We start from the raw sequence: 26,760 nt of genomic DNA, 5'->3' as shown, positions 1-26,760 counted from the left end.
GATGCGTGTGATGGCACAGCTGGCCATGGTCATGAACCTGGACAAGTGCATTGGCTGTCATACCTGCTCGGTCACCTGCAAGCAGGCGTGGACCAATCGCGGTGGCACCGAGTACATCTGGTTCAACAATGTGGAAACCCGACCCGGGCAGGGCTATCCGCGCGGATACCAGGATCAGGAGAAGTGGAAGGGAGGTTGGCGGCTCGACCGGCGCGGCAGGCTCACCCTGCGCACCGGGTCACGGCTGAAGCGGTTGTCGAACATCTTCGCCAATCCCGATCTGCCCACGATCGACGACTACTACGAGCCGTGGAGCTACGACTACGACAATCTGTTGTCCTCCCCCCTCACCGACACCACCCCGGTGGCGCGGCCGAAATCACTCATCACCGGCGAGGACACCCGGGTGACCTGGGGCGCCAACTGGGACGACGATCTGGGTTCGGGCCCGGATCAGGTGGGTAAGGACCCATTGCTGGCGCGGTTGTCCGAACAGGTGAAACTGGAGTTCGAGCAGACCTTCATGTTCTACCTGCCGCGGATCTGCGAACACTGCCTGAACCCGTCGTGTGCGGCCTCCTGTCCGTCGGGTGCCATCTACAAGCGCTCCGAGGATGGAATCGTCCTGGTCGACCAGGACAAATGCCGCGGTTGGCGACAGTGCGTCACCGGCTGTCCGTACAAGAAGATCTACTTCAACCACAAAACCGGTAAAGCCGAGAAATGCACCTTTTGCTATCCGCGGGTAGAGGTCGGTATCCCGACGGTGTGCTCGGAGACCTGCGTCGGTCGGCTGCGCTATATCGGTGTCCTGCTCTACGACGCCGACGCCGTGCTCGAGGCCGCCTCGGTGCGCGATGACAAGAACCTGTATCCGGCGCAGCTCGGCGTCTTCCTCAACCCGCACGATCCACGGGTGATCGCGGAGGCCGAACGGGCCGGTATCTCACCGGAATGGATTCAGGCCGCACAGGATTCCCCGGTCTACAAACTCATCGTCGACTACCAGATCGCACTGCCGCTACATCCGGAATACCGCACCATGCCGATGGTCTGGTATGTGCCGCCGCTGTCGCCGGTGGTGGATGTGTTGTCGGAGACCGGACACGACGGCGAGGACGCGCACAATCTGTTCGGCGCCATCGACGCGCTGCGCATCCCACTCGACTATCTGGCGGAACTGTTCACCGCCGGGGATGTGGGTCCGGTGCGGGCTGCGCTGCGGCGGCTGGCCGGGATGCGCTCGTTCATGCGCTCGGTGAACCTCGGCCAGGAACCGGACCCGTCCATCGCGCGGTCGGTGCGATTGGCGCCGGAGGAGATCGAGGCCATGTACCGGCTGCTGGCCATCGCCAAATACGAACACCGGTACGTGATCCCCACCGGGGCGGTCGCGCGTGCGCACGAACTGGACTCCCTCGCCACCGGTTGCAGTCTGGATACCGACGGCGGTCCCGGTATGACCGCGTTCGACCAGATGGTGGAGAAATTCCACCTCACCGACACCAATGATGCTGCGCCGGCACGGAAATCGAACCGGATCAACCTGCTCAACTGGGATGGTAAGAGCACCGAGGGGCTGGTTCCCGCCGCGAACGGCGTCGGAAAGACGAACGGGCATACGGGTGGGTCGACCGGTGGTGAGCCCGGGACCGTGACGAACGGCAGCAGATCGGGGGCCGGCTCGAATGCCGCCGGGCCGGGGGCCGGAACCGATGACGGCGACCGGGCCGTGGCGAACGGCGACGCGACCGTGCCGGTGCCGGATACCTCCGGGGTCGGGCGGTGACCGCGTCGGCCTCGGTGACCGCCTCGGCGCCGCGCCTCCGGGAAGCGGCCGCCGCTCGGCCGTTCGGTGTTGTCACGCACATCTCCCCGGTCGGTTCCGCTATGGAATCGTCCGATGCCCGGGCCGCGGGTCCGCTCCCCGAGATCGGGCCGTCCCGCTCCGTACTGCCCGTCCGGTCGTCGGACCTCGTCTCCGAAAGAGGTGCCGTATGGCGCTGTTGAAGCTGCGCCGCCGCCCTGAGCCCGCGGTCGCGCTGAGCGAACAGGATCGCCGGCTGGTGTGGCGGACGGCGGCCCTGCTGCTGGACTATCCGAGTGGCGAAACCCTCGCGCTGCTGGGCCAACTGGCGGATGTCGTTGCCGGCCTGCCCGAACAGGTGCGTTTTCCGCTGGCCGGTGTGGTCGATCATCTGCGCGCGGCCCCACCGTTGGAGCTGGCCGCGTCCTATGTCGAAACCTTCGATATGCGTCGTCGCGCCAGTCTGCACCTGACCTTCTACGCCTACGGTGACACCCGCAAACGCGGTATGGCCCTCTTGCGTTTCAAACAGGCCTATCGGCAGGCGGGGGTGGAACTCGATTCCGGCGAGCTACCCGATCACCTGCCGGTGCTGCTGGAATTCGCGGCCACCGTCGACCCGATCGGCGGGGAACGCCTGCTCGGCGAATACGTGCCGGTGCTGGAACTGTTGCGGCTGTCACTGACCGACAGCGGTTCGCCGTATGCGGCGGTGCCGGCGGCCGTGCTCGCCACCTTGCCGCCCCTGACCACCGCGGACCGCCGTCGTATCACCGAACTCGCCGCTCAGGGCCCGCCGGACGAGGGAGTCGGCCTCGAACCCTTCGCCATGGACCCCACGATGCCCGCCCGATCGGAAGGCCGCCGATGACGACGACACTGTGGACGACCCTGCCCTACGTGGCCTTCACCTCTTTCGTGCTCGGTCATATCTGGCGCTACCGCACCGACCAGTTCGGCTGGACCACCCGCTCCTCGCAGATCTACGAGAGTCGGCTGCTGCGTCTGGGCAGCCCACTGTTTCATTTCGGCATGCTCGGTGTGATCGGCGGACACGTCATCGGTGTGCTGATCCCGCGGTCGTGGACCGAGGCCGTGGGGATCGGCGAGCACGTGTACCACCTGTTCTCGGTCTCCGCGGGGAGCATCGCCGGTCTGGCGGTGATCGTCGGTATCGGCATCCTGCTCTACCGGCGTATCACCGTCCCCTCGGTGCGCAGGGCCACCACCCGCAACGACCGGTTCATGTACGTGCTGCTGGTCGCCGCGCTGGTCACCGGTCTGCTCAACACCATGGGCAGCAACCTGCTGTGGGGCACCTACGACTACCGCGAAACCGTCTCCCCCTGGTTCCGAAGTCTGTTCACCCTGAACCCACAACCCGAACTCATGGTGGGCACCCCGTGGACCTTCCAAGCGCACGGGCTGGCGGTGCTGGCGCTCATCGCCATTTGGCCGTACACCCGGCTGGTGCATATGTTCTCCGCGCCGATCGGGTACCTGGTGCGGCCGTATGTGGTCTATCGCAGCAAGGAGGTCACCGCCCCCGACAAGAGCCGCTACGCCCGCGCCTGGGAGGTGCCCGTCACCCCGCAACGCTGGTCCTGACACGCGGTCCGCGCCGGGTCCGGGTGATCCTTTCGGTCTCGGCGAGCCCCTCCGTCGAGACCGCGTATCCCGCCGGTCGTCAAGTGAAGGCCCGCGGCGGGAAGTTCCACTTGCGTCCGGGCGCCGGGCGCGACACACTGTCCCGTTCGAACCAATGCGTAGAGGACAGTGAATCCACTTGTGCAAGAAAGGGTTTCCAAGGTCTGCGTGGATCCACCCCGTCGACCTGCCTTCCGGCATTGGATTCGACGTCGCAGTTTCACGAAATGCTCTGTCCGGTTCAATGGAAGGTTGGCGATGGTTGCCTCGACACTGGCTCGATTGGAACAGCACGGGTTGGAGGTGGAATCCCTGCCCGAAATCGAGGAAATTTTTCCTGTTCGATTCCGTGATCCCGACGAGTTGGCCAGGCGGGCGCTCGCTCTACACGGATTGCTCGGGGTGATCTTCTACGAGGATCCGCGGGAAATCTCGGAATGGTTGCGCTCGGAGAATTTCCTGAACGAGTTGACCGATCGGGAAAAACAGGCATTCGCGATAACCGAACTTCCCGACGCGGAGATGCGGTGGAAACAACGCGCGCTGCAATCGAATCTGCTGTCCTGGCGGGCCGAGTCGTTGTATGTCCTGTTGTGGGCCGCGGGTGAGGTTTCGGATCTCATCGCTCCCGATGAGCGGATGGACGGTTCACAGATCATCGACATCCTGCCCACGCTGGGGGAACCACTGCAACCCTTCATCCGGAGAATCGGAATGCGATCCCGCGATGAGATATTGGCGGAACTGCACTACTACTTCTTTCTCCACCATTGTGTAGGGGATATCTACGAGAAGTATGGAGAAATCGTCGACGGGGTCGATCTCATGATCGTGACGGAACGTCTCCAGGCCCTGTGGTGGATCGCCTGCGCCGATCATTCGGAGTGGGATGCCGGCTCGGAAACAGAAGACTTGCAAACAGAAGACTTGCAAACAGAAGACTCGGAAACAGAAGACAAGGACGTCCGGTAACCCTGGGAATCATCCGCCCCGGAACAGCAGGAGATGTCGCGTCCGGTCGGGTAACACGAGCTTCCCGACCGAACCGGCCGAACACAGTGGGCGAGACCGGTACGGGTGCTAGTGAACCGAGCCCTGTGGTCGGGAACGCGCTCAGCGGGGCAACGGAATGAATTCCACGAGCGCGCCGTCGGTGGCCTCGCTCGGTACGACGACCAGACCGTCGCGATCGAGTAGGCCGCCGAGATGGGCGGTGCGCACGGCCGGGTCGCCGATCCACCCGCCCGTGGGTCCCGCGTCTTCCGCATAGCGCGCCGGAACGATCCGGGGTATCGGCCCGGCGATCTCGCCCGCATTGTGCAGGGGGCCGTGCGGTCGGCGTGACCGCATGGCCCCGGTGCGGCCCTCCACAATGGCCGGGGTCAGCGCCAAAAGCGCGGAGACGGCCGCGTACGGGTTACCGGGAAGGCCGAGAACAGTTGTCGTAGAAGGTAATTCGGCCACCACGGTGGAGCCTCCCGGTCGCAGTCGCAGCCGAGGTACGAGTATCCGGGCCGCGATGCGGGCCAGGGCGGCGCGCAGTTGATCGGCCGCACCGGAGCCGGTGGCGCCTACGACGACCAACAGATCGCAATCCCCGGCGCCGGCCAGCACCTCGTCGAACCCGCGCGGGGTATCGCGCAGATGCACCCGATCCGCTGTCCGTACGCCGTGCGCGGCCAACAGATCGGGGAGGATCGGACCGATGGAGTCCCGGGTCTGGCCGCTTTGCAGCGGGCCGACGCTACGGATCTCGTCGCCGGTCATGACGATGCGCGCCCGCACCGGTCCGCGCACCGGTGCCTCGGTCACCTCCACCGCGGCGGCCGCGGAGATCAGCGCCGTCGTGACGGGGGTACCCGCCGCGGCGACCGGCGACCCGGGTTCCAGGTCTTCACCGCGGCATCGGATATCCGAACGTTGCGGGCTGTCCGGGAGCAGAGACAGCCGCCCATCGGCGACCTCGGCGAACTCGTCGCGCACCACCCGGGTGGTGCCATCGGGGACATGCGCCCCGGTCGCGATGCGCACCGCTTCACCGGGCAGCAGGCCCACCGGCCGTTGTCCACCGGCGAAACCGATATCGGTCCGCAGCCGCCACGGTCCGTCGCCGGCGACCGCATATCCGTCCATGGCCGATACGTCGAACCGCGGCAAGGCCTCCGCCGCCGTCAACGGGGCCGCCAATGCGGCGCCCCGCACCGCCGTCAGCTCGGTCCGATACTCGGTGAGCCGGGACAGGCCCTCCCGGAGGACGGTCCGGGCCCGGTCCAGTGTCAGCGGCTCCCCACCGACCCGCGCGACCACCGCGCCGCCGCGACCTGTACCACTGCCGTCCGCGACGGCCGCCCGAGCCGCGCGCACCTCGTCCTCGGTATCGCAATCGGCGACCCCGGGAAGCGGCACGATCGCCGTATGGTCGGGCACCAGCGCCTTCATCGGCTGGTTGATCAACTCCTCCAGCGAGCGCAGCCGTTCTCCCAGGGCGGTCCGCCGCCACACCCCGATGAGGTACTGCGGCCGCCCGGACTCGTCGGCGGCGAAAACGGCGTCGGCGCCGGATTCGACACCTTGCCGCATCAGCTCGGCGACCGCCGACTCGCGCAGAAACGGCAGGTCAGCGGCCAACACTACGAGCCACGGCGCCGCGTCCGAGCCCAGGGCGCCCAGCCCGGCGCCGATCGCCGCAACCGGACCCGAGCCGGGCGGAACCTCGCGAACCTGCAGGATCGATGGGGGAAGTTCCGGCCGGTGCGGTCCGACCACCACGGTCCGCCGGCAGCCGGCCGTAGCCGACAGAGCAGCCTCCAGCATGGAACGTCCGCCGATGACCAGGGCCGGTTTGTCGACCCCGCCCATCCGACTGGCGCGCCCGCCGGCGAGCACGATGGCGTCAGCGGTCACCGGAGGGAGTCCAACGCTGGCTTCGGCATACCCGTCATGCTAGTTCGTGGGAGTTGGATATTCGGCCGACGAAATCATCGGAAAACGTATGGCGCGCCGCCCGCATATCGACTCGCCCGTCCCGGATCGGGACACCTTCGTCGGCGAGCAGTCGCAGCTGCCGGTCGGCGATATGGTCGGCGGGTTTACCACCGGCGCCGATCACCCGATGCCACGGCAGGTCACCCGCATCGGTGCGCATGATCCAGCCCACCGTGCGCGGCGTGGACAGTCCGACCACGGCGGCGATATCGCCGTAGGTGGCCACCCGGCCGGGCGGGATCGCCGCGACGAGGGCGCGGACCCGTTCGATCTGCTCGTCGGTGGTGGTCGTCATTGTCATCGGGGGAGGTCGCTCACCACCGCGCGCACCAGGGCCGCGGTCTCGGCCGGACGCGCCTGGGCGACCATATGATCGCAGTCCCATTCGTGTACGGTGAGCCGTTCCCCCAGCCGCGCGGCAAGCGCGGCGCGGAACTCGGGGGTGACGAACGGAGGGTTCGTTCGCGCGGCCCGCACCAACACCGTCGGCAGCTCGGCCGGTGGCAGGACGGCGTCGCGAGCCAGTTGCCCCCAGTAGGAGGTAACGGCAGCCGGGTCCGTCCGCCAGTCGAAGCGGCCGTCCGCCGTGGAGATCAGATGTTCGTCGAGTTCGGCCTGCAACAGTCGGGGGTCCACATCGCGCCATGCGGTTTCCAGTTTGTCCCGGCGCGCCGCTTCGACACTGTCGTAGCCGCGCCGCTCGATACCGGACACCGCAATATCGTGCACCAGCCTCGGGTCCACCGCGATCGCCGGATCGAGCAGGACCAGGGCACGAACCAGGTGCGGATGCCGATGGACCAGATGTAGTGCGCAGGCGCCACCGAAGGAATGTCCCACCAGTGTCACCGGACGGTCGGTCTCGTCCGCCACCACGGTCACCACATCCGCGACCAGGGTTTCGAAATCCCAGGGCGGCAGGGCGGTGGAGCGGCCGTGGCCCCGCAGGTCGGGGGCGATGATGCGGTGGTCGGGCAGCTGTTCGGCGAGGATCTGCCAGCGTTTTCCGTGCCCGGTGAGGCCGTGCAGCGCCACGATCGTGGGGCCGGTCGCCGGGCCGAAACGGTGAACATGTAGTGCGGACACCCGCTCATTGTGACCGGTCCGCCAAACGTCCGCGGTGGCAGATCGATCGTCCGGAAACCCCGACGTGCCGACCCTCGGACCTGCCCCTTGCGGTGGTGTCGGCCCCGTCTGTTGGAATAGCCCTCGTGGTGCGTTCGGACAATCCGGTGCGACTCGTTCGCCGGAACGCGGTGGCTCCTCGGCCCCGCGTCTGGGGTCCCGAGGTCCGCGCGCTGTTCGCCGTCACACCCACCGATTCCGCGGATTCGGTTCGGAAGCCACGACCCTGGCAGGTGCTCGGCGGTCCGGGGACCGGTAAGACCTCGCTGCTGGTGGATCTGGCGGTCACCCGCCTGGTCGCCGGTGCCGATCCGGAATCGGTTCTGTTGCTCACCCACGCCAAGCCCGCGGCCCTCGCGGTACGGGACGCGATCACCGAACAACTGCTCGGCCATGCCGCCCGGCGGGCCGCGGACGCCGAGCCCGGAGCGGGAAACGGCCTCGACATCCCCGGCGCCACCCGCGACCCGATGGTCCGCACCGTGCACTCCTATGCTTTCTCGGTGCTGCGTCGGCACGCCGCCACCCACGGCAATCCACCGCCGCGCCTGCTCACCGGCGCCGAGCAGGACGCGGTACTGCGTGAGATGCTGCGCGGCGATCTCACCGATATCGCCGCCGGCGCATCCGATCTGTGGCCGACGCGGCTACAGCCTGCGCTCGGTCTGAGCGGTTTCGCCGATCAGCTGCGCGACCTCATGTTGCGGGCCACCGAACGCGGTATCGGCCCGGAGGATCTGATCCGGCTCGGCCGCGAACACGATCGGCCCGAATGGGTCGCCGCCGGCCGTTTTGCCACCCGCTACGAACAGGCCATGCTGTTGCGGTGGTCGGTCGGGGTGGAGGCGCCGGAGGCTTCGGCGCCCGCGTTGAACGCGGCCGAACTGGTCGGCGCGGCGCTGGACGCCCTGGCCGGTGATCCCGAACTGCTGGCCGCCGAGCGGTCCCGGGTGCGCTGCCTGTTGGTCGACGACGCGCAGCACCTGGACCCGCAGGCCGCCCTCCTCGTCCGAGTACTCGCTTCCGGGGCCGCCACCACGGTGATCGCCGGTGACCCCGACCAGGGAATTTTCGCCTTCCGCGGTGCCGATTCCCGATTCCTGGCGGAACTCGATGCCCCTGCCGAACAGCGGATCGTTCTGCGACACAACCATCGCAGCGGCGCGGCGGTGCGGACCGCGGCCGCCCGGATCGCCGCGCGTCTGCCCGGGGTCGCGCCGCACCGTCCGAACGAGGATACCGACACCGCTTCCGGTGACGATGGTGCGCAGGTGCGGGTGCGGGTGCTGGGCAGCCCTGCCAAGGAGGCCGCCCTGATCGCCGACCATCTGCGGCGCGCGCATCTCACCGAGGGCGTGCCCTGGTCGCGTATGGCGGTCATCGTGCGCTCGGTGCCATTGCTGCTGCCGCCGTTGCGGCGGGCGCTGTCGGCGGCCGGGGTGCCGATCCGGCAACCCGCGCCGGACACTCCTTTGGCCCGCCGACGCGGCGCGGCCTGGATGCTGCTGGCCCTGCGGGCGATTCTTGCGGGCGAATCCACACCGCGCGGACCCGGTTCCACGGCGGAACTGTTCGACGCCGACGACGCTTTGGACCTGTTGTCGGGTCCCCTCGGCTCCGCCGACCAGATCGGCCTGCGCCGGCTGCGGCGCGGTATTCGCCGAACCGCGCTGGAATTGGCTCGCTCGGCTCCCGACTCCGAAGCCCGGCGAGCGAATCCCGTATCTCTCGACGGTGCGGAATGGCCCGAACCGCCGCCGGAACCGATCGACGAGCCACCCCTACCGGACCCGTTCGATGCGCCGCCCCTCGACGACACCTGGCCCTCCCCGGACGAGACCGTGGCCGGCGACCCCTTCGCGGATGCCGCGCGGCTGGCCGAGGACGCCGATTGGTATGGACTCGACGAGGAACCGTTCCCCGACGACCGGAAATGGGACGGTCTCCTCCCGGACCACCTCGACGACGACCTCGCGGAACCGGCCACATCGCCGCTGCCCGACGATGTCCCGGCATCGTTCGATGATGAACCGGATACGGCCGGGCCCGAACCCGACGTCGCGTGGTATTCCGGTGGCGGTCCCGCCGACGCCACCGTGGACCCCGTCGAATTACTGGAGCGGCCCTCCGCCGAAATCCTGCGGGACCTGATCCTCGGCATCGGTGACCGGCGTATTCCGGCCGGTCTGACCGAGGTCGAGATCGCCCCGCTGCGCCGGGTTTGCGATGCCTTGGAAAGCGCCCGCCGGGTGCGGCGGCGCGGCGGCGGCCTCGAGGATGTGCTGTGGGCGCTGTGGACCGGTTCACGACTGGAACGACGCTGGGTCGCCCAGTCCGAACGCGGCGGGACGGCCGGTCAACAGGCCGACCGTGACCTCGATGCCGTGGTGGCCCTGTTCGACGCCGCGGCGGCCTATGTGGATCGGCTACCCGGCGCGACCATCGAGGGGTTCGTCGAATATCTGACTCAGCAGCAGATCCCGAACGACCGGATGCCGACCACCCGGCGGGAGGAGGCGGTGGACCTGCTCAGCGCGCACGCCGCGGCCGGCCGAGAATGGGAGGTCGTCGCCGTCGCGGGTGTGCAGGAGGGAATCTGGCCCGATCCCCGGCCCCGCGGAACCCTGCTGGGCACCGAGGAGCTGGTGGATCTCGCCGCGGGTATCGACACCCACGAACCGATCAGCCGGGCGGCGCCGATCCTGGCCGAGGAGCGGCGGCTGCTGTATGTGGCATGCGGTCGCGCCCGGCGGTCGCTGTTGGTGACCGCCGTGGAATCGGTGGCCGGCGACCGCGATCTGGTGCCCTCCCGGTTCCTGGCCGAGCTGCTCGGCCACGACGACGACGGCGAACCGGGCGCCCTGCCGGTCGCCGAGCCGGGCCGAGCCCTGGCCATGCACGCGCTGGTCGCCGAACTACGGGGAGTGGTCTGCGATCCGGACACCGACCCGGACCGCCGGCTGCGCGCCGCGGAACAACTCGCCCGGCTCGCGCACGCCGGGGTGCCCGGAACCGATCCCGACGACTGGTACGGCACCGCAGAACTCAGCTCCCACGAACCGCTCTGGGACGACGATGCGCCGGTCGCACTGTCACCCTCTACGGTGGAGTTGCTCCAGACCTGCCCACTGCGTTGGGCATTGGAACGCAATGGCGGTTCCGACGGACACAATCCGCATGCGGTCAAGGGAAATCTGGTGCACACCCTGGTGCAGGCGTTGGCCGGGAAGGTCCCGCCGGCGCAGGTGCGGGCAGCGCTGGGGCAGGCGTGGCGGGCCGTCGAACCCGAGGCCCGATGGTATTCACGGCAGGAACGACGCCGCGCCGAGGCCATGTTGGACACCTTCACGACCTGGGTGAACAACACCCGTGGGGAGCTCACCCAGGCCGGGGTGGAGGTTTCGGTGGATCACGTTCTGCCCGGTCGGGACGATTCGGAACCGGATGTACGTATCCGCGGCCGGATCGACCGCCTGGAGCGCGATGCCTTCGGCCGATTCGTCATCGTGGATGTGAAAACGGGCCGGACGGTCATCGGCAAGGACGCCGCCGCCGAACACGCCCAACTGGCGACCTACCAGGTCGCGGCCGCATACGGTGCGCTCGACGAGACGGTCGGTGATCGGGTCGACGAGCGCACCGATCCCAACCGCGCCGCCGATCCGGGAGAAACCGACGCGGACCGCCTCCCCGGTGGGGCGCGTCTGGTGTATGTCGCCAAACCGACCGCCCACGGCGCCGCCACCGAGCGGGAACAGCCGCCGTTGGACGCCGAGGCCCTGAACGCGTGGCGCACCGCCATCCACGATGCCGCCGCCGCGACGAAAGGACCCAGCTTCCTGGCCATGCGCAACGACGGTTGCCGGCATTGCGCCGTCCGGGCCGGTTGTCCCCTTCAGGACGCGGGACGTCAGGTGACCGACGAGTGAGCGCTCGGGTGACGCCACAACGACTGGCCGAGGCGCTCGGGTTGCCCCCGCCGACCGCGGAGCAGGCCGCGGTCATCGCCGCACCACCCGAACCGACCCTGGTGGTGGCCGGGGCGGGTGCGGGCAAAACCGAGACCATGGCGGCCCGGGTGGTGTGGATGGTGGCCAACCGTCTGGTGGCGCCGGACGAGGTTCTCGGTCTGACCTTCACCCGTAAGGCCGCTCAGCAGCTGACCGCTCGGATCCGCACCCGACTGGCCCGCCTGGCGGGGTCGGCGCTGCTGCGCGAACTGGACCCGTCCGGGGAACTGCGCGCCCTGCTGACGGGCGCGGAACCGGAGATCAGCACCTACCACTCGTATGCGGGTCGATTGCTGACCGAGCACGGTCTGCTGCTGCCGGTGGAGCCGTCGGCGACCCTGCTCACCGAAACCCAACTGTGGCAGCTGGCCCATCAGGTGGTGTGCGGTTGGGACGGCGACCTGGATACCGAGCGCACCCCGGTGTCGGTCACCGAGGCGGTGCTCGCGCTGTCGGGTCAGCTCGCCGAGCACTTGGTGGAGCCGGAACAACTCGCGGACGCGCACACCGAACTGGAGAAACTGATCTACACCCTGCCGCCGGGGCCGCGGCAGCGCGGCGGACCGAGCCGACAGCTACTGGATCTGCTCCGGGTACAGCGGGAACGGGTGGCGTTACTGCCCTTGGTGCAGCGGCTGTCGGAGACGCTGCGCCGCCGCGGCGCCCTGGATTTCGGTTCCCAGATGTCGCTGGCGGCGCGCCTGGCCGCCGAACACCCGGAGGTGGGCGCCGCCGAATGCGCGCGTTTCCGGCTGGTCCTGCTCGACGAGTACCAGGACACCGGTCACGCGCAGCGCATCCTGCTCGCCGCGCTGTTCGGTGGCGCCTCGGCCCGGCGCGGATCCGCGCCTCGGCCGGCGGTGACCGCCGTCGGCGACCCGATGCAGTCGATCTACGGTTGGCGCGGTGCGTCGGCGGCGAACCTGCCTCGATTCGCCACCGATTTCCCGCGCGCCCCGGGGGTTCCCGCGCGGATCCTGCCTTTGCTCACCAGCTGGCGTAATCCGCCGGAAGCCCTGGCGCTGGCGAATATGATCGTCGAACCGCTGCGGGAGACCGCCCGGGGCGTCGGCGGTGTCACGGTGGATCCGTTGCGCGCCAAACCCGATGCGCAATCGGGCACGGTGGCGTTGGCGCTCACCGAGACGGTCGCCGACGAACGCCGGTGGATCGCCGAACGCATCGCCGCCGAATGGGCCGCGCGCCGCGAGGCAGGTCAGGCCCCGCCCACCTCGGCGGTATTGGTTCGCCGCAATGCCGACGCACCGGCCCTCGCCGAAGCCCTACGCGCCGAAGGGCTGCCGGTGGAGATCGTGGGCCTGGGCGGTCTGTTGGCCACCCCCGAGGTCGCCGATATCGTCGCCACCCTGCGGCTGATCGGCGAACCGCATGCGGGCAGCGCCGCCGTGCGGGTGCTCACCGGCGCCCGATGGCGGATCGGTATCGCGGATCTGGCCGCGCTCGCCCGGCGGGCGCGGGAACTGTCGATCGGACGGGGAACCGCAACCATCGGCGACATCACCGACGGCGCGACTCTCGCCGCCGCCCTGCGCGAGGTGGCCCCGGAACCGACCGAACAGGCGGGACTGGCCGATGCCATCGCCGATCCCGGTCCACCGCAACGGTATTCGGAGGCCGGTTATCGACGGATCGTCGCCCTGGGACGGGAATTGGCGGCATTGCGGGAACGCAGCGGACAGCCCCTCACCGAACTCGTCGCCGACGTCGAACGCACCATCGGTGTTGGTGTGGAAACCCAGGCGCGGCGCGCGGTCTCCGGAAGTGGTGCCGGCCGCGAACATCTGGATGCGTTCGCCGAAGTGGTGGCCGGGTATGCCGGCGACGGCGGCGCCACGCTGGGCGGTCTGCTGTCGTTCCTCACCGCCGCCGAGTCGGTGGAGAACGGTCTCGAACCGGGTGAGGTAGAGGTCGCCGCCGACCGGGTGCAGGTGCTGACCGTGCACGCGGCCAAGGGACTGGAATGGGAGGTCGTGGCGGTCCCGCACGTGGTGCGGGACGTTTTCCCGTCCGGTCGCGGCACGGGCACCTGGCTCGGTGCCCTCGCCGAACTCCCGACCGCCCTGCGCGGTGATCGCGCCACCCTCGACTCCCCCGAGGGGGTGCCGGTGCTGGATTTGTCCGATGTTCACGATCGCGCGGAACTGGAGCGGGCCGTCAAGGCACACAAGGCGGCCCTGGAGCGCCGCCGGATCGACGAGGACCGCAGACTGTTCTATGTCGCGCTCACCAGAACCGAACGGGTGCTGCTGGTCTCGGCGCACCACTGGGCCGAAAGCGGGGCCACTCCCAAAGGGCCCTCGGGTTTCCTGCTCGAACTGAAACGGGCCGCCGACACCTCCGAGGGTATGGTCGAAATGGCCCGGTGGGTCGATCCGCCGCCTCCCGAGGCCACCAACCCATTCACCGACAATCCGGCCATCGCGCACTGGCCCCGCGATCCGCTCGGCAACCGCCGCGACCCCATCGAACAGGGCGCGGCCCTGGTGCGCGCGGCCATGGCCCGGCTCGCCGAACATCCCGCCGACTCCGAGCCCACAGCCGAACCGGATCCGGCGGCCGACCCCGACGGCTGGGCCGCCGATGTGGATGCCCTGCTCGCCGAGTTCCGAGCCGGTGTGACGGCGGAACGTGAGGTGGAGCTGCCCACCCAGCTACCGGCCACCGCCCTGGTCGAGATGCGCGCCGATCCTCGCAAACTCGCCGCCCGCCTGCGCCGCCCTCTGCCGTACCCACCGAATCCGTTGGCCCGGCGCGGCACCGCGTTCCACGCCTGGGTGCAACGTTGGTTCGCGTCCGACCAGCTGCCCGGCCTGGACGAACTCCCCGGCGCCGCCGACATCGGGACGGGCTCCGCCGTCGACGCCGAACTGGCTCGGATGCAGGACGCGTTCCTGGCCTCGCCCTGGGCCGCCCGCCGCCCCGTCGAGGTGGAGGTGGCCTTCGAAACCACCATCGCGGGCACCGTGATCCGCGGCCGGATGGACGCGGTGTTCGCCGGGTCCGACGGCCGCTGGACCATTGTCGACTGGAAGACCGGCGCCGAGCCGGGCCCCGCCGACGAACCCGCGGTCGTCATGCAGTTGGCGGTATACCGCCTGGCCTGGGCCCGGTTGATGGCCGCCCGCACCGGGTCGAGCGAACAGGAGATGTTGGAGCGGATCGATGCCGCGTTCCACTATGTGCGTACCGGCCGCACCGTGCTACCGGACCGTTTACCGGGCCCCGCGGAACTCGCGGACCTGATCGATTCCACCACCCGTTCCCGCCGGACCGACCCGACCTCGTCGATACCGCCCGCGGAACACGACGAATGAGCGTTCGCCGGTGGCATTCAGCCGTGGCGTACCGCCAGTGCCTGCGTGATCAACGGCAGCTGCATCGGCAACCGCAGCACCGAGATGACCTTCAGCGATCGGGATGCCTTCGGGTTGCCCACCGTATCCACGGTATGCTGGATATTGGCCGGGAACACCGCGATGAACAGCAGAGCCGCGAGCAGGCCGCCGAGTCGCCGGGTGCGTGGCGCCACCAGTGCCGCACCGACTCCCACTTCGGCCACACCGGACAGATAGGTGTAGGTGCGCGCCGCGCCGGGCAGTATCCGCGGCACGATCGAATCGAAGAACTTGGGCATCGAGAAATGCAGCACCCCGGCGACGATCAGCAGACCGGCCAGTCGCAGCGCCGGTCCGCGGCCGATATCGAGGGCATCCGTGGACGGGACAACAGCTGTCATGCGCTCACCCTGGACACCCGAAGGGTCGTTCCGCCGCCGCCCGTGTCGGGTCCGGTCGAAGAGGTAGGCTCCCCAGCTGTGCCGGAGAAAGACACAGTGGCCACGGGTATGGGGCGAGAGGTCGGTATCGGCGGCGGAGGTCGTCGGTGAGTTCGGTGTTCACCGACCTGGGCGGTCGAGCGCGCAGCCTCGCCGGGCTGACCGAGCGGCCGGATTTCGCGTTGGTGGGGATACTGCACATCCCGGAAGTGCGGACCAGTCCGTGGATCTCTCTCATCCGCCGGGTGTTGTTCGCCATCTCCCTGCTGTTCATCGCGGGCATCATCGTCTATATCGGGCGGGACGGCTATGTGGACAGCAACTCCGACAGCGAGCTGTCGTTTCTGGACGCGATGTATTACGCGACGGTGTCGCTGTCCACCACCGGATACGGCGATATCGCCCCGGTGACCCCGGGCACGCGACTGGTGACCACCCTCGTCATCACCCCGTTGCGGGTGTTGTTCCTCATCGTGCTCGTCGGCACCACCCTGGCCGTGTTGACCGAACGGTCCCGGCAGGCGTTCAAGATTCAGCGTTGGAGGCGTAGCGTGCGCAATCACACCGTGGTGATCGGTTATGGCACCAAGGGTCGTACCGCGATCGATGCCATTCTCGGCGACGGGGCGCAGCCCGCCGATATCGTGGTGGTGGACACCGATGAGCACGCGCTGTCGGCGGCGGCCGCCGCGGGTCTGGTCACCGTGCACGGATCGGCCACCCAGTCCGATGTGTTGCGCCTGGCAGGTGTGCAGAACGCCGCCGCGGTCGTGGTGGCCACCAATCGCGACGACACCGCTGTCCTGGTCACCTTGTCCGCGCGGGAACTCACCAAACGCGCCAAGATCGTCGCCTCGATCCGGGAGGCGGAAAATATCCATCTGCTGCGCCAGTCCGGCGCCGACTCGGTGGTGGTGTCGTCGGAGACCACCGGACGGCTGCTCGGTCTGGCCACCACCACACCCAGCGTGGTGGAGATGATGGAGGATCTGCTCACCCCGGAACACGGGTTCGCCGTGGCCGAACGCGAGGTGGAGCCGAGCGAGGTGGGCGGTTCACCGCGGCATCTCAGCGATATCGTGCTCGGAGTCGTGCGGGCCGGGGAACTGATCCGGGTCGGGGAGCCGGAGGTCGATGCCCTGGAAGCGGGTGACAAGCTGCTCTACATCCGTCGCGCCCGCTGAACCGGCCCTGAGTTCGGGACTGTTCTAGTCTCGATTGCGTGTCGGTTTTCGAGCTGCTCCATATCCCTTTGTTGTCCCGTCCGGTGATCGATCGTGCCGAAACGGTGCGCGCCGATCCACAGGCGTTGAAGGAGGGCTGGTCCTCGGCTCGGTTGTTACGGGTCAACCGTCGTGGTCAGGTGCGGTTCGAGGAGGGGGCGTTGGTGTGGGGGCCGGCGCTCGAGCTGTCCGGCGAGCCCAGCCCGGACGCGGTTTTCCTCGGCATTGCCGACGGCACACACCTGTGGGCGGTCCGGGACAACGAGCTCACCGGCACCCTGCGTGATCTGCGGGCGTTGGCCGATGTCATCGATGATTTCACCGCCCACGCCCTGACCTCGGCGCTGGCCCTGCTGAACTGGCACGACAAGGCCGCCTACCACGCCGCCGACGGCACGCCCACGGTGGCGGTGAAGGGCGGGTGGTCGCGGACCACCGAAAACGGGGACGAGGAGTTCCCTCGAATCGACCCCGCGGTGATCTGCCTGGTCCACGACGGCGCAGACCGGGTGCTGCTGGCCCGCCAACACACCTGGCCGGCCCCGCTGTTCTCACTGCTGGCGGGGTTCGTGGAGGCGGGCGAGTCGTTGGAGCGGTGTGTGGCGCGTGAGATACGGGAGGAAGTCGGGCTCGACGTGCGCGATATCCGGTATCTGGGCAGTCAGCCGTGGCCGTTCCCGCGTTCGCTCATGCTCGGTTTCTGTGCCGTCGCCGATCCGGAGCAGACGCTCGAATTCTCCGACGGTGAGATCGCGGAAGCGCACTGGTTCACTCGGGAGCAGGTGCGCACGGCATTGGCCGCGGGCGACTGGTCGGCGCGTTCGGATTCCGCGCCGGAGCTGTTGCTGCCGGGCTCGATATCCATTGCCCGCACCATTGTGGAGTCCTGGGCCGCCGCGTGATGTGTGCCGGCGCACAGTCACCGGTCTCCGCTGTTCACTCAGCGCGAAGCGGCCAACGGCGCACGGCTCCGGCATCCGGGGCGCGCCTACTATGGGCTTTATGCAGCTTCACGAAGCGGCGGCTGTTTCCGACAGCGCGCACGCTCTCCCCGGCAGGGCGACGGTCTCGGCGCGGACCGGTCTCCCGGGGACGACCGGCCCCCGCCCCACGAGAACAGTGCGGTGCGACCACGGAGGGCGTCCTGGTATGCCGCGAAAGGACCCGGCATGAACGTCAACGCCCGGAGGCGGCAGCAGAGCGTGACCACGGAGGGCGTCCGGTCATGCCGCGAAAGGACAGAGCATGAGTGATATTCCGTTCGGTTTCGGCAACCAGGACGACAACGATTCCGGTCGCGGTAACGACCCGTTCGGTTTCGGTGCTGCGGGCTTCGACCCGGCGGCGCTGGGGCAGATGTTGACCTCGCTCGGGCAGATGCTCAGCGGTATGGGTGCGGGGATGACCGCTCCCGGGGCCAAGTCCGGGCCGGTCAACTACGACGTCGCCAAGCGATTGGCGCGTCAGCAGCTCGGTTCGACCATCCCGCCGGTATCGGCCGGCGCCGCCCGCGCCGTCGCCGATGCCGCCCGTTTGGCCGAACTGTGGTTGGACGAGGCAACCACGTTCCCGGCGGGTGCGACGAAAACGGTGGCCTGGACGGCCTACGACTGGATCGAGGAGACCCTGCCCACCTGGCAGCGGCTCTGTGACCCGGTTGCCCAGCAGGTTTCGGGTATGTGGACCGTGACCATGCCGGAGGAGGCGCGCGAGTTCGCCGCCCCCATGATGGGGATGCTCGGGCAGATGGGCGGGTTGGCCTTCGGTTCCCAACTCGGTCAGGCGCTCGGGCAGTTGGCGAAAGAGGTCCTGACCGGTACCGATATCGGGTTGCCGTTGGGCCCGGTGGGCACCGCGGCCTTGTTGCCCACCGCTATTTCGAAGTTCAGTGAGGGATTGGAGCAGCCGGAGAGCGAGATTCTGGTGTTCCTCGCTGCTCGTGAGATGGCGCATCAGCGGTTGTTCGCGCATGTGCCGTGGCTGCGGCAGCAGGTGCTCGGCGCGGTGGAGGATTACGCCCGCGGTATCAAGATGGACTTCTCCGCGCTCGAGGAGGCCGCTCAGAACATCGACCCGATGGCGCTGACGGATCCGAGCAAACTCGAGGAGATCCTGTCGCAGGGCACCTTCGAACCTCAGACCACCCCGGAGCAGAAGCAGGTCCTGGAACGGCTGGAGACGCTGCTCGCCCTGGTCGAGGGTTGGGTGCAGGTGGTGGTCGCCGCGGCGGTGGGCGACCGGCTGCCCGGCGCCGGCGCGCTGGCCGAGACGCTGCGTCGTCGGCGCGCGACCGGCGGACCAGCGGAGCAGACCTTCGCCACCCTGGTCGGTTTGGAATTGCGTCCTCGGAAGCTGCGTGAGGCCGCCGCTCTGTGGCAGCGGCTGACCGATGAGGCCGGTATGACCGTCCGAGACGGTATCTGGGCCCATCCCGATCTATTGCCGAATTCCACCGATCTGGATTCCCCGGCCGGTTTCCTCGATGGTGTGATCGGCGGTGGTAGCGCCACATTCGACGATCCGCTCGCCCAGTTGGCCGCCACCGAGGCCAAGGAGCGGGACGAGGCGAATCGGTCGGATACCGCCGCGGAGGAAACCGATCCTGCGGAGCGACGGTCACGTGACGAGGACGACGAGCGCCCCGGCGGAACGGAGACCGACAACCGGTAGTGGTCCGACGGACAGCCGTGCACGGTTGTCGAGTGCCGGGTTCAGGCCTTGTGGATAACGGGTGAAATCGCTGGGTAACAGTGGTTTGGGCCGATTTCGACGCCATGACGCAGGCTCATACTGCTGTCATGACGACAACCTGTTCCCGCGGTCCGATGCTGCATCCCCGGCTGATGATCCTCACGCGCCCTTCCGGTGCGGTGCAGTTGGGATGGGATCCCGAGACCGCGCTCCTTCTCGAAGCCCCCGGTCTGCGCCCCGACCAGGTGGTTGCCTTTCTCCGGCTGTTGGACGGTCTGAACACTCGCGCGCAGATCGTGTGGCGGGCGGGGGAGCAAGGTCTCACCCCGGATCAGGCTCTTGCTCTGATCGATGCGATCGACGCCGAGGGGCTGCTCCTGCATCCGGAGCAACCGGCGGGTCGGATTCGTTCGGTTCGGGTGCACGGTCTCGGCCCGCTGTCCGATGCGATCGCCGCCGGGCTGCGCGGTCTCGGTGTCCGTCCGGAACGTTCCCGTGGTGGTGATTGCCGAGTTTCCTCTTGGACCTCGGATCTGGTGATACTGGCCGATGCGCTGATACCCGATCCTCTGCTGGTACACCGGCTGACCCGGGGTCGTATCGCGCATCTGCCGGTACGGCTGCGCGATGGTAAGGGGGTGGTCGGACCGTTGGTGCTACCGGGCCGCACCGCCTGTTTGCGTTGTGCGGATCTGGTGCGGCGCGATCTGGACGACGAATGGCCCATGCTGGCCGCGCAGCTGTTGGGGCGGGTGGGTTACGCCGGTCCCGCGGGTATCGCCGCCACGGCCGCGCTGGCCCTCGGCGAGTTGGAGATCATTCTGGCGTGTTCGCCCCGTCGGGAGCCCGCCACCTTGAGCGGCACGTTGGAACTGGATTTGGATTCCTATTGTCTTGCCCATCGCCGCTGGGCTCCCCACGCCGACTGCGGATGCCTTTCTCCGGACCCCGACAATGGTCGTGACGGATATCACAACTGATCCGCCGGTTCTGATTATCACGGGGGTTTTCATGGCGGTTCCCGGGGGTCTCCGCCATGATGGGGGAGTGTCTGAGATCGTGCGCCGTCCCGCCTCCCGTAATGCGAAGTTGGCCAAGATTCCTCTCGGAATCGCCGGCCGGGCAGCTGTCGGATTCGGTAAGAGGCTTGCGGGCAAGGATCGTGACGAGGTCAATGCCGACCTGAATCAGAAGGCCGCCGAGCAGCTGTTCACCGTGCTCGGTGAACTCAAGGGCGGCGCGATGAAGTTCGGTCAGGCGCTCAGTGTTATGGAGGCGGCCGTTCCGGAGGAGTTCGGCGAGCACTATCGCGAGGCACTCACCAAACTGCAGGCCGCCGCACCGCCCATGCCCGCCGCGACGGTGCACAAGGTCCTCGACCACCAGCTCGGCACCCGGTGGCGAGAGCGTTTTCGATCCTTCGACGACACACCGGCCGCGTCGGCCAGTATCGGTCAGGTGCACCGGGCGGTGTGGTCGGACGGCCGCCCGGTCGCGGTGAAGGTGCAGTATCCCGGTGCGGATGAGGCGCTGCGCGCCGATCTCAAAACGCTCAACCGGATGACGGGTCTGTTCGCCAAGGTGATCCCCGGCGCCGATGTCAAGCCGTTGCTCGCCGAGATCAACGAACGCACCGAAGAAGAACTGGACTATCGGAACGAGGCCCGGAATCAACGGGCCTTCGCCAAGGCATATGACGGGCATCCGGAGTTCGTGATCCCCAAGGTGGTGGCCGGCGCGCCGAAAGTGCTCGTCAGCGAGTGGCTCGAGGGCACACCTCTTTCCGCGATCATTGCCGCCGGGGAAGCGGATCCGGAGGGAACTCGCGTACTGCGGAACCGAGTGGCCGCTCTGATGGGGCGGTTCCATTTCTCCGCCCCGGAAACTGTCGGATTGCTGCACGCCGACCCGCATCCGGGCAATTTCATGATCACCCCGGAAGGCAAACTGGCCGTTATCGATTTCGGCGCATGCGCCCCGTTGCCGAACGGATTCCCGGAGCAGTTGGGTCGTATTCTGGCCCTGGCGGTTCGGGAGGATTACACCGCGCTCACCGAACTGTTGCACGAGAACGGCTGGGTGATTCCGGGGCGGACGGTTTCCGAGCAGGAGATCGAGGACTATCTGCGTCCGTTCACCGATCCGATCCGCTCGGATTCGTTCCACTTCACCCGCAAATGGATGCAGCGGGTCGCGGGAAAGGCCACGGATTACTCGTCGCCGGAAATGAAGACCGCGCGGTCGCTGATGCTTCCCGGTGAATATGTGATGATCTTCCGGGTGCTCGGCGGCTCCATCGGTATCTGCGCCCAGCTCGACGCCGAAGTGCCGTTCATTCAGTTGGCGTCCGCCTGGTTGCCGGGTTTCCGAGAGGAACGCGACAGCGCCTGACCGTCCGTCCATATTCGAAATCTCTTGCGCTACAACAGCGTATCGAAACAGGCCGAGCCGCTCACCTCGACGAGGTGAGCGGCTCGGCCGCTGTGTCGGCATCCGACGACACCCTTCAGACGCAACTCGCGACCTTGCGCGGGCGGCCACGCGGGCGCTTCCGGGCGATCACGACTCCTTGATCGAAGATCTCGCCACCCCATACACCCCACGGCTCACGCCGATCGATGGCGGCGCTCAGGCAGCCCTTGCGGATCGGGCAGGATGCGCACAGCGCCTTGGCCTGCTCCAATTGGGCCGGGCTCTCGGCAAACCACAGATCCGGGTCGCCCGCCCGACAGGGCAGGGTGGTGGCAACCGTCCGATCGGTGGAAATTGTTGCGACAGTTCGGCGTGCCACGTCAGTAGCGGCTTGTGGCCGGCTCTGGGCGGTGATCACGTCGTTCTCCTTCAGCTCGTTGCAGCGGTTCGGTGTCGTTCCGCGAAACCGGTGCCGGATGGCTGAAGGCCGGAAAACAATTCTGGCCACGGTTTCGCTTACGGGGCGATCCGTGGCCAGGGGTGGGATTTCTCCCTACCTAGGTCGGCATCTGGGCCGCCTGTTCACGGTCGCTTGGTCGGCATTGCGGAGGCGTTCCGCCGAATCGAGGGCCGCATCGGCGCTCGCGACGGTGGAGGAACCGACCGTTGCCGGGGCAAAGATCGGATGCCAATCCGCGTTGGGCTTGTCCTGCAGTGCGATGGGTGCATATGCCTGGGTGACAAAGGCGGCTTTGCCTCCGGGCTCACCGAATCCGGTGCGGGACAGACCGGTCCCCTGCATGGCGAGGACCCCCCGGGAAGCAGCCGACACAGGCAGGTGCAAGGCACCGCGCATCGTTTGGATGGCCATGCTGCCCTTCATCGTCTGCCTCCCTCCAGTACTCGTAATCAATGGTTGAACTGTGCGCGTGGAAGTGCCCTCCCGAGCGCGTTTTCCACCTTAGGCTGTTGTCGACAGCTCGACAACCTATTTTCTACCTGCGGTTTTGCCCTGTGGCCCGCATCCGGGAGGCCACGATCGCGAGCACCTCGGCGCCGTACTGTTCGATCTTGCGTGCCCCGACCCCCGGAATAGCGGCCAGCGCCGCGTCATCGCCGGGAAGTTGCTCGGCGATCGCGGTGAGGGTGGTGTCGGTGAACACACCGAAATCCCGCACCCGCTGTTCGGTCGCTTTCTCGTCCCGCCACTGACGCAGGGTCGCCAGCAGTTCCTCGTCGAGTTCCGCCGGACAGCGCCGGCACCGTCCCAGCATGGTCGCGTACGTGCCGATCAGCGGTTTCGCGCAGATACGGCAGGTCGGGCGGACTCGGTCCTCCGGCGATCGCGCCGGGGCGGCCGCGATCGGTGAGGCCGGGGAATCCTCGGGGACCAGCCCGGTCAGGAACCGGGAACGTCGGCGGGTACGTCGATCGCCGGCCCCGCGGGACAACGCCCAGGACAGCCGCAGATGTACCCGGGCCCGCGTCACCCCCACGTAGAGCAACCGGCGTTCTTCCTCCAACCCGGCCGGATCGGCGACCGACCCGTCATCGGCCAGCACATAACCGATCGGCAGTGTGCCGTCGGCGAGACCGACCAGGAATACCGCATCCCATTCCAGGCCCTTGGCCGCATGCAGCGAGGCCAAGGTCACGCCCTGCACGGTCGGTGGATGCCGGGCCTCGGCCCGAGCGGAGAGTTCGCGCAGCAGACCGGGCAGATCCAGCGTCGGTTCGTGCTCGACGAGTTCCTCGGTCAACCGCACCAACGCGGTCAACGAGGACCACCGTTCCCGGGCCTGTGCCCCCGCGGGCTCGACAGCGGTGAGGCCGAGGGGGGCGAGCGCGGCGCGCACCAGGGTCACCAGGTCCGCCCCGGTGCGGGAGCGATCCGGTAGATCGTCGCGGGCGGCGGTGCGGTGGAGTTGCCCGACGGCCTGGCGCACCTCCGGTCGGGCGAAGAACCCCTCCCCGCCGCGCACCTGGTAGGGGATCCCCTGCTCGGTCAGCGCCTGTTCATAGGCTTCGGACTGGGCGTTGATCCGGTACAGCACCGCGATCTCCGCGGCCTGGACCCCGTCGGCGATCAATTTCCCGATGGCATGAGCGACGGCCGCGGCCTCGGCGGCGACATCGGGGTATTCGGCGAACTCCGGTTCCGGGCCGTCCGCGCGTTGCCCGATCAATTGCAGCCGAGTACCGGCGATCCGACCCTTGGCCATTCCGATCACCCGGTTGGCCAAGGCCACCACTTGCGGTGTGGACCGGTAGTCGCGTTCCAACCGCACAACGGTGGCATCCGGGAAGCGGCGGGAAAAATCGAGCAGATAGCGCGGTGTGGCGCCGGTGAACGAGTAGATCGTCTGGTTGGCGTCGCCGACGACGGTGAGATCGTCGCGATCGCCCAGCCAGGCGTCGAGCACCCGCTGCTGCAACGGGGTGACGTCCTGGTATTCGTCGACGACGAAACTGCGGTAGCGCCCGCGGAATTCGTCGGCGACCGCCGGATAGTCCTCCAGGGCGGCGGCGGTGTGCAGCAGTAGGTCGTCGAAGTCCAGCAGCAGACCGTCGGGGGTGGATTTGAGCGCTTCGTAGGCCGCGTAGACCTCCGCGATCCGCGTCGCGTCCCCGGGGATATCGCGCCGGCGCGCGGTCACCGCCGTGGGATAGTCCTCGGGCGCCACCAACGAGGATTTGGCCCATTCGATCTCCCCCAGCAGATCGCGCACCTCCTCGGTGGCGGTGCCCAGGCCGACCTGTTGCGCGGCCCTGGCGACCACCGCGAACTTGTTGTCGAGCACCTGCCACGGCACCTCACCGACCACCTGTGGCCAGAAATATCGCAGCTGTCGTAGCGCCGCGGCGTGGAAGGTGCGGGCCTGCACGGTATGTGCAGCGCTGCCGAGACCGAGTGCGCGCAGCCGGGCGCGCAGTTCGCCCGCCGCGCGTGCGGTGAAGGTGACCGCCAAGACCTGGTCGGCGCGCACCTGTCCGGCCGATACCAGGTGCGCGATGCGATAGGTGATGGTCCTGGTCTTGCCTGTACCCGCCCCTGCGAGCACACACACCGGTCCGCGGGGCGCGCGGACGGCGGCCGCCTGCTCGGGATCCAGGGCGGTGAGATCGAGTGCGGGCACGGCCACCATCATGGCAGCCGGAGCCGACACCGCCCACACCGAGCGAACGCACGATTGCGTTCGCTCACCGCACCGAGTTCGTCATCACAACCGGGTCGCGGAACAGGAACGCCGTCGCAGGCGTTGCTTCCTGCGTGACCGATGCGACACCTGATCTGATCATGTACTCGACCACCTGGTGCGGCTACTGCCGCCGGCTGAAGACCCAGCTGCAGGAAGCCGGTATCAGCTATACCGAGATCGATATCGAGCAGGACCCCGCTTCGGCGGAGTTCGTCGGTAGCGTCAACGGCGGCAACCATGTCGTCCCCACCGTCAAGTTCCGCGACGGTTCCACCGCGACCAATCCGTCGTTGGCCGAGGTCAAGAAGGTACTCGCCGGTCTGGCCTGAGCCCGTTCGGGAGATGGGGAAATCATCCGCCCGCTCGACACCGACCACGTCGGTGCACGCCACTGACGTGTACCGGCACGGTCGGTCGCTACTGTTGGCCGGGTGAACCGTCGGATCCTCACACTGCTGGCCGCGCTGATCCCGGTACTCGTCCTCGGTGCTGTCGGCAGCACGTTCAGCGTGCCGTTCGTCGCCCTGGGACCGGGGCCCACCTTCAACACTTTGGGGGAGGTGGAGGGTAAGAAGGTCGTCGAGGTCTCCGGCGCCGAGGTCGATCCGACGACCGGCAATCTGAACATGACCACCGTCGCGGTGCGCGACGGGCTCACCATCTTCGAAGCTCTCGGTTTCTGGGCCAGCGGCCGCCACGGACTGGTGCCCCGCGCCGAGGTGTACCCGCCCGGTGTGTCGCGGGAGGAAATCGATCAGTCCAACCAGCAGGAGTTCGAGAACTCCGAGAGCAATGCCGAGGTCGCGGCGTTGCGTCATCTGAAGCTGCCCACTGCGGTGCTGGTTCGCGAGGTGACCGAGAACGGACCGGCCAAGGACGTGCTTCGTCCCGGTGACGAATTCGTCGCCGTCGACGGAACCCCGGTCACCACACCCCAGGATGTGGTGGCCGCGGTTTCCGGCCGGGCACCGGGCAGCGCGTTGACCGTGGTGTTCCGTCGGGACAACATCGAGCAGACGGCCACCGTCACGCTCGGCGCCCGCCCCGACGATCCGGCCAAGGGTTATATGGGTGTGATCCCGGCCGAGGGGGCGCGCCCGCCCATGCGCATCACTTTCAACCTCGCCGATATCGGCGGCCCGTCGGCCGGCCTCATGTTCAGCCTGGCGCTGATCGACAAACTCTCCCCCGGGGAACTGGACGGCGGCCGGTTCGTCGCCGGCACCGGCAGTATCGACGAAGAGGGCAAGGTCGGGCCGATCGGCGGAATCCAGTACAAGATGATGGCCGCGCGGGAGGCCGGGGCGGAGGTCTTCCTCGTCCCCGCGGCCAACTGCAACGAGGCCCGACAGCGTATCCCCGAGGGATTGCAGCTGGTGCGGGTGGAGAACCTCGCCGGGGCGGTGCAGTCGCTGAACGATATCGAGGCCGGACGACCGGCGCCGAGCTGCGATATCGGCTGAGGTGGGGCCCGGACCTCGCCCGAGGTACCGGGCCACATCGACTCGCGGTATGCCGCGGCCGGTCGGGAACTCTCGACGGGACTAGGCAGTGTCTCGAAGTCGAGCAACAGTTGAGGGCGGGCGTGAGCCCGCCCTCAACTGTTACCGAGCCATAGATTGATGGCGGCGATGTGGAGCGTGGCCAGGTAGCGGACAGCGAGTTTGTCGAACCTGGTCGCCACGGTTCGATGCTGTTTGAGCTGGTTGATACCGCGCTCGATGGTGTTGCGATCCCGGTAGATCACCTCGTCGAACGCGGGAGGTCGGCCGCCATCGGAGCCACGCCGACGGCGGTGGCCGGCTTGATCTGCCGGGACCGCGATCGTCGCCCGGATGCCACGCCGGCGCAGGTATTCACGATT

Annotated in this window: 19 protein-coding genes and 1 pseudogene; 13 read left to right on the top strand and 7 right to left on the bottom strand. The window is 68.0% G+C overall.

Annotation, left to right across the window (positions count from 1 at the left end):
* Position 1 precedes the first annotated feature (1 nt).
* The 4 genes from narH (at position 2) to ON32_RS15890 (ending at position 4,426) form a co-directional block, all read left to right on the top strand.
* A complete protein-coding gene (gene narH / locus ON32_RS15910; protein WP_040791720.1) occupies positions 2-1,789 on the top strand; it encodes a nitrate reductase subunit beta in 1,788 nt (595 codons plus the stop codon).
* 208 nt (positions 1,790-1,997) lie between these two features.
* Positions 1,998-2,678: a nitrate reductase molybdenum cofactor assembly chaperone gene (gene narJ / locus ON32_RS15900; RefSeq protein WP_040791718.1), complete on the top strand. Its 681-nt coding sequence runs from the start codon at positions 1,998-2,000 to the stop codon at positions 2,676-2,678.
* Complete coding sequence (narI, locus tag ON32_RS15895; protein WP_040791717.1) at positions 2,675-3,415, top strand: respiratory nitrate reductase subunit gamma; 741 nt, start codon at positions 2,675-2,677, stop codon at positions 3,413-3,415. Before narJ ends, narI begins: the two co-directional genes overlap by 4 nt.
* Positions 3,416-3,712: 297 nt before the next feature.
* Positions 3,713-4,426, top strand: coding sequence for a DUF4272 domain-containing protein (locus tag ON32_RS15890; RefSeq protein ID WP_040791716.1), 714 nt, complete (start codon positions 3,713-3,715; stop codon positions 4,424-4,426).
* A 141-nt stretch (positions 4,427-4,567) separates the two neighbouring features.
* Here the strand turns inward: ON32_RS15890 and ON32_RS15885 are convergent, their stop codons facing one another.
* The 3 genes from ON32_RS15885 to ON32_RS15875 form a co-directional block, all read right to left on the bottom strand.
* Positions 4,568-6,313: an NTP transferase domain-containing protein gene (locus tag ON32_RS15885; RefSeq protein ID WP_051133351.1), complete on the bottom strand. Its 1,746-nt coding sequence runs from the start codon at positions 6,311-6,313 to the stop codon at positions 4,568-4,570.
* 79 nt (positions 6,314-6,392) lie between these two features.
* Positions 6,393-6,734, bottom strand: a complete 342-nt coding sequence (locus ON32_RS15880; RefSeq protein ID WP_051133317.1) for an MGMT family protein — start codon at positions 6,732-6,734, stop codon at positions 6,393-6,395.
* A gap of 2 nt (positions 6,735-6,736) precedes the next feature.
* The gene (locus ON32_RS15875; RefSeq protein WP_040791714.1) at positions 6,737-7,525 is read right to left on the bottom strand and encodes an alpha/beta fold hydrolase; all 789 of its coding nucleotides are present in this window, start codon (positions 7,523-7,525) and stop codon (positions 6,737-6,739) included.
* A gap of 128 nt (positions 7,526-7,653) precedes the next feature.
* On the opposite strand from ON32_RS15875, the gene ON32_RS15870 reads away from it, so the two are divergent.
* Both ON32_RS15870 and ON32_RS15865 read left to right on the top strand, forming a co-directional pair.
* Entirely contained in the window at positions 7,654-11,493 is a 3,840-nt protein-coding gene (locus ON32_RS15870) for an ATP-dependent helicase (RefSeq protein WP_040791927.1), read from the top strand.
* Positions 11,490-14,909, top strand: a complete 3,420-nt coding sequence (locus tag ON32_RS15865) for an ATP-dependent helicase (RefSeq protein ID WP_051133316.1) — start codon at positions 11,490-11,492, stop codon at positions 14,907-14,909. Before ON32_RS15870 ends, ON32_RS15865 begins: the two co-directional genes overlap by 4 nt.
* A gap of 17 nt (positions 14,910-14,926) precedes the next feature.
* Here ON32_RS15865 and ON32_RS15860 read toward each other — a convergent pair whose 3' ends face one another.
* Entirely contained in the window at positions 14,927-15,331 is a 405-nt protein-coding gene (locus ON32_RS15860) for a DoxX family protein (RefSeq protein WP_051133315.1), read from the bottom strand.
* A 155-nt stretch (positions 15,332-15,486) separates the two neighbouring features.
* On the opposite strand from ON32_RS15860, the gene ON32_RS15855 reads away from it, so the two are divergent.
* The 5 genes from ON32_RS15855 (at position 15,487) to ON32_RS15835 (ending at position 21,675) form a co-directional block, all read left to right on the top strand.
* Positions 15,487-16,554, top strand: coding sequence for a potassium channel family protein (locus tag ON32_RS15855; protein ID WP_085995213.1), 1,068 nt, complete (start codon positions 15,487-15,489; stop codon positions 16,552-16,554).
* A 38-nt stretch (positions 16,555-16,592) separates the two neighbouring features.
* Positions 16,593-17,495 carry an NAD(+) diphosphatase gene (gene nudC, locus ON32_RS15850; protein ID WP_040791713.1) on the top strand — a complete coding sequence of 301 codons (903 nt, stop codon included), beginning with the start codon at positions 16,593-16,595 and terminating at the stop codon, positions 17,493-17,495.
* Positions 17,496-17,838: 343 nt separating this feature from the next.
* Entirely contained in the window at positions 17,839-19,263 is a 1,425-nt protein-coding gene (locus ON32_RS15845) for a zinc-dependent metalloprotease (protein WP_051133314.1), read from the top strand.
* Positions 19,264-19,391: 128 nt separating this feature from the next.
* Positions 19,392-20,264, top strand: a complete 873-nt coding sequence (locus tag ON32_RS15840) for a hypothetical protein (RefSeq protein ID WP_051133313.1) — start codon at positions 19,392-19,394, stop codon at positions 20,262-20,264.
* A gap of 31 nt (positions 20,265-20,295) precedes the next feature.
* Positions 20,296-21,675, top strand: coding sequence for an ABC1 kinase family protein (locus tag ON32_RS15835; protein WP_083874591.1), 1,380 nt, complete (start codon positions 20,296-20,298; stop codon positions 21,673-21,675).
* A gap of 115 nt (positions 21,676-21,790) precedes the next feature.
* Here ON32_RS15835 and ON32_RS27825 read toward each other — a convergent pair whose 3' ends face one another.
* Both ON32_RS27825 and ON32_RS15820 read right to left on the bottom strand, forming a co-directional pair.
* Entirely contained in the window at positions 21,791-22,075 is a 285-nt protein-coding gene (locus ON32_RS27825; RefSeq protein WP_169331629.1) for a WhiB family transcriptional regulator, read from the bottom strand.
* 616 nt (positions 22,076-22,691) lie between these two features.
* Entirely contained in the window at positions 22,692-24,842 is a 2,151-nt protein-coding gene (locus ON32_RS15820) for an ATP-dependent DNA helicase UvrD2 (RefSeq protein WP_040791919.1), read from the bottom strand.
* Positions 24,843-24,994: 152 nt separating this feature from the next.
* Here ON32_RS15820 and ON32_RS15815 point away from each other — a divergent pair, with 152 nt between their 5' ends.
* Together ON32_RS15815 and ON32_RS15810 are read left to right on the top strand one after the other, a co-directional pair.
* The gene (locus tag ON32_RS15815; protein WP_040791711.1) at positions 24,995-25,225 is read left to right on the top strand and encodes a mycoredoxin; all 231 of its coding nucleotides are present in this window, start codon (positions 24,995-24,997) and stop codon (positions 25,223-25,225) included.
* 102 nt (positions 25,226-25,327) lie between these two features.
* Positions 25,328-26,359 carry a YlbL family protein gene (locus ON32_RS15810; RefSeq protein ID WP_040791710.1) on the top strand — a complete coding sequence of 344 codons (1,032 nt, stop codon included), beginning with the start codon at positions 25,328-25,330 and terminating at the stop codon, positions 26,357-26,359.
* Positions 26,360-26,493: 134 nt separating this feature from the next.
* On the opposite strand, the pseudogene ON32_RS15805 reads toward ON32_RS15810, so the two are convergent.
* Positions 26,494-26,760, bottom strand: a pseudogene (locus ON32_RS15805) (IS5/IS1182 family transposase); the annotation flags it as partial.

The organism is Nocardia paucivorans NBRC 100373, from assembly GCF_000308675.1.
Classification (GTDB): domain Bacteria; phylum Actinomycetota; class Actinomycetes; order Mycobacteriales; family Mycobacteriaceae; genus Nocardia; species Nocardia paucivorans.
Note: the sequence above shows the minus strand (reverse complement) of the source record. Positions and strands in the feature narration are given on the sequence as shown.

What these genes read in the sequence shown, in the direction of transcription:
- narH (WP_040791720.1), top strand. Translation starts at nt 2, where the DNA reads ATGCGTGTGATGGCACAGCTGGCCATGGTCATGAACCTGGACAAGTGC.
- narJ (WP_040791718.1), top strand. Translation starts at nt 1,998, where the DNA reads ATGGCGCTGTTGAAGCTGCGCCGCCGCCCTGAGCCCGCGGTCGCGCTG.
- narI (WP_040791717.1), top strand. Translation starts at nt 2,675, where the DNA reads ATGACGACGACACTGTGGACGACCCTGCCCTACGTGGCCTTCACCTCT.
- ON32_RS15890 (WP_040791716.1), top strand. Translation starts at nt 3,713, where the DNA reads ATGGTTGCCTCGACACTGGCTCGATTGGAACAGCACGGGTTGGAGGTG.
- ON32_RS15885 (WP_051133351.1), bottom strand. Translation starts at nt 6,313, where the DNA reads ATGGGCGGGGTCGACAAACCGGCCCTGGTCATCGGCGGACGTTCCATG.
- ON32_RS15880 (WP_051133317.1), bottom strand. Translation starts at nt 6,734, where the DNA reads ATGACGACCACCACCGACGAGCAGATCGAACGGGTCCGCGCCCTCGTC.
- ON32_RS15860 (WP_051133315.1), bottom strand. Translation starts at nt 15,331, where the DNA reads ATGACAGCTGTTGTCCCGTCCACGGATGCCCTCGATATCGGCCGCGGA.
- ON32_RS15845 (WP_051133314.1), top strand. Translation starts at nt 17,839, where the DNA reads ATGAGTGATATTCCGTTCGGTTTCGGCAACCAGGACGACAACGATTCC.
- ON32_RS15840 (WP_051133313.1), top strand. Translation starts at nt 19,392, where the DNA reads ATGACGACAACCTGTTCCCGCGGTCCGATGCTGCATCCCCGGCTGATG.
- ON32_RS15835 (WP_083874591.1), top strand. Translation starts at nt 20,296, where the DNA reads ATGGCGGTTCCCGGGGGTCTCCGCCATGATGGGGGAGTGTCTGAGATC.
- ON32_RS15820 (WP_040791919.1), bottom strand. Translation starts at nt 24,842, where the DNA reads ATGGTGGCCGTGCCCGCACTCGATCTCACCGCCCTGGATCCCGAGCAG.
- ON32_RS15815 (WP_040791711.1), top strand. Translation starts at nt 24,995, where the DNA reads ATGTACTCGACCACCTGGTGCGGCTACTGCCGCCGGCTGAAGACCCAG.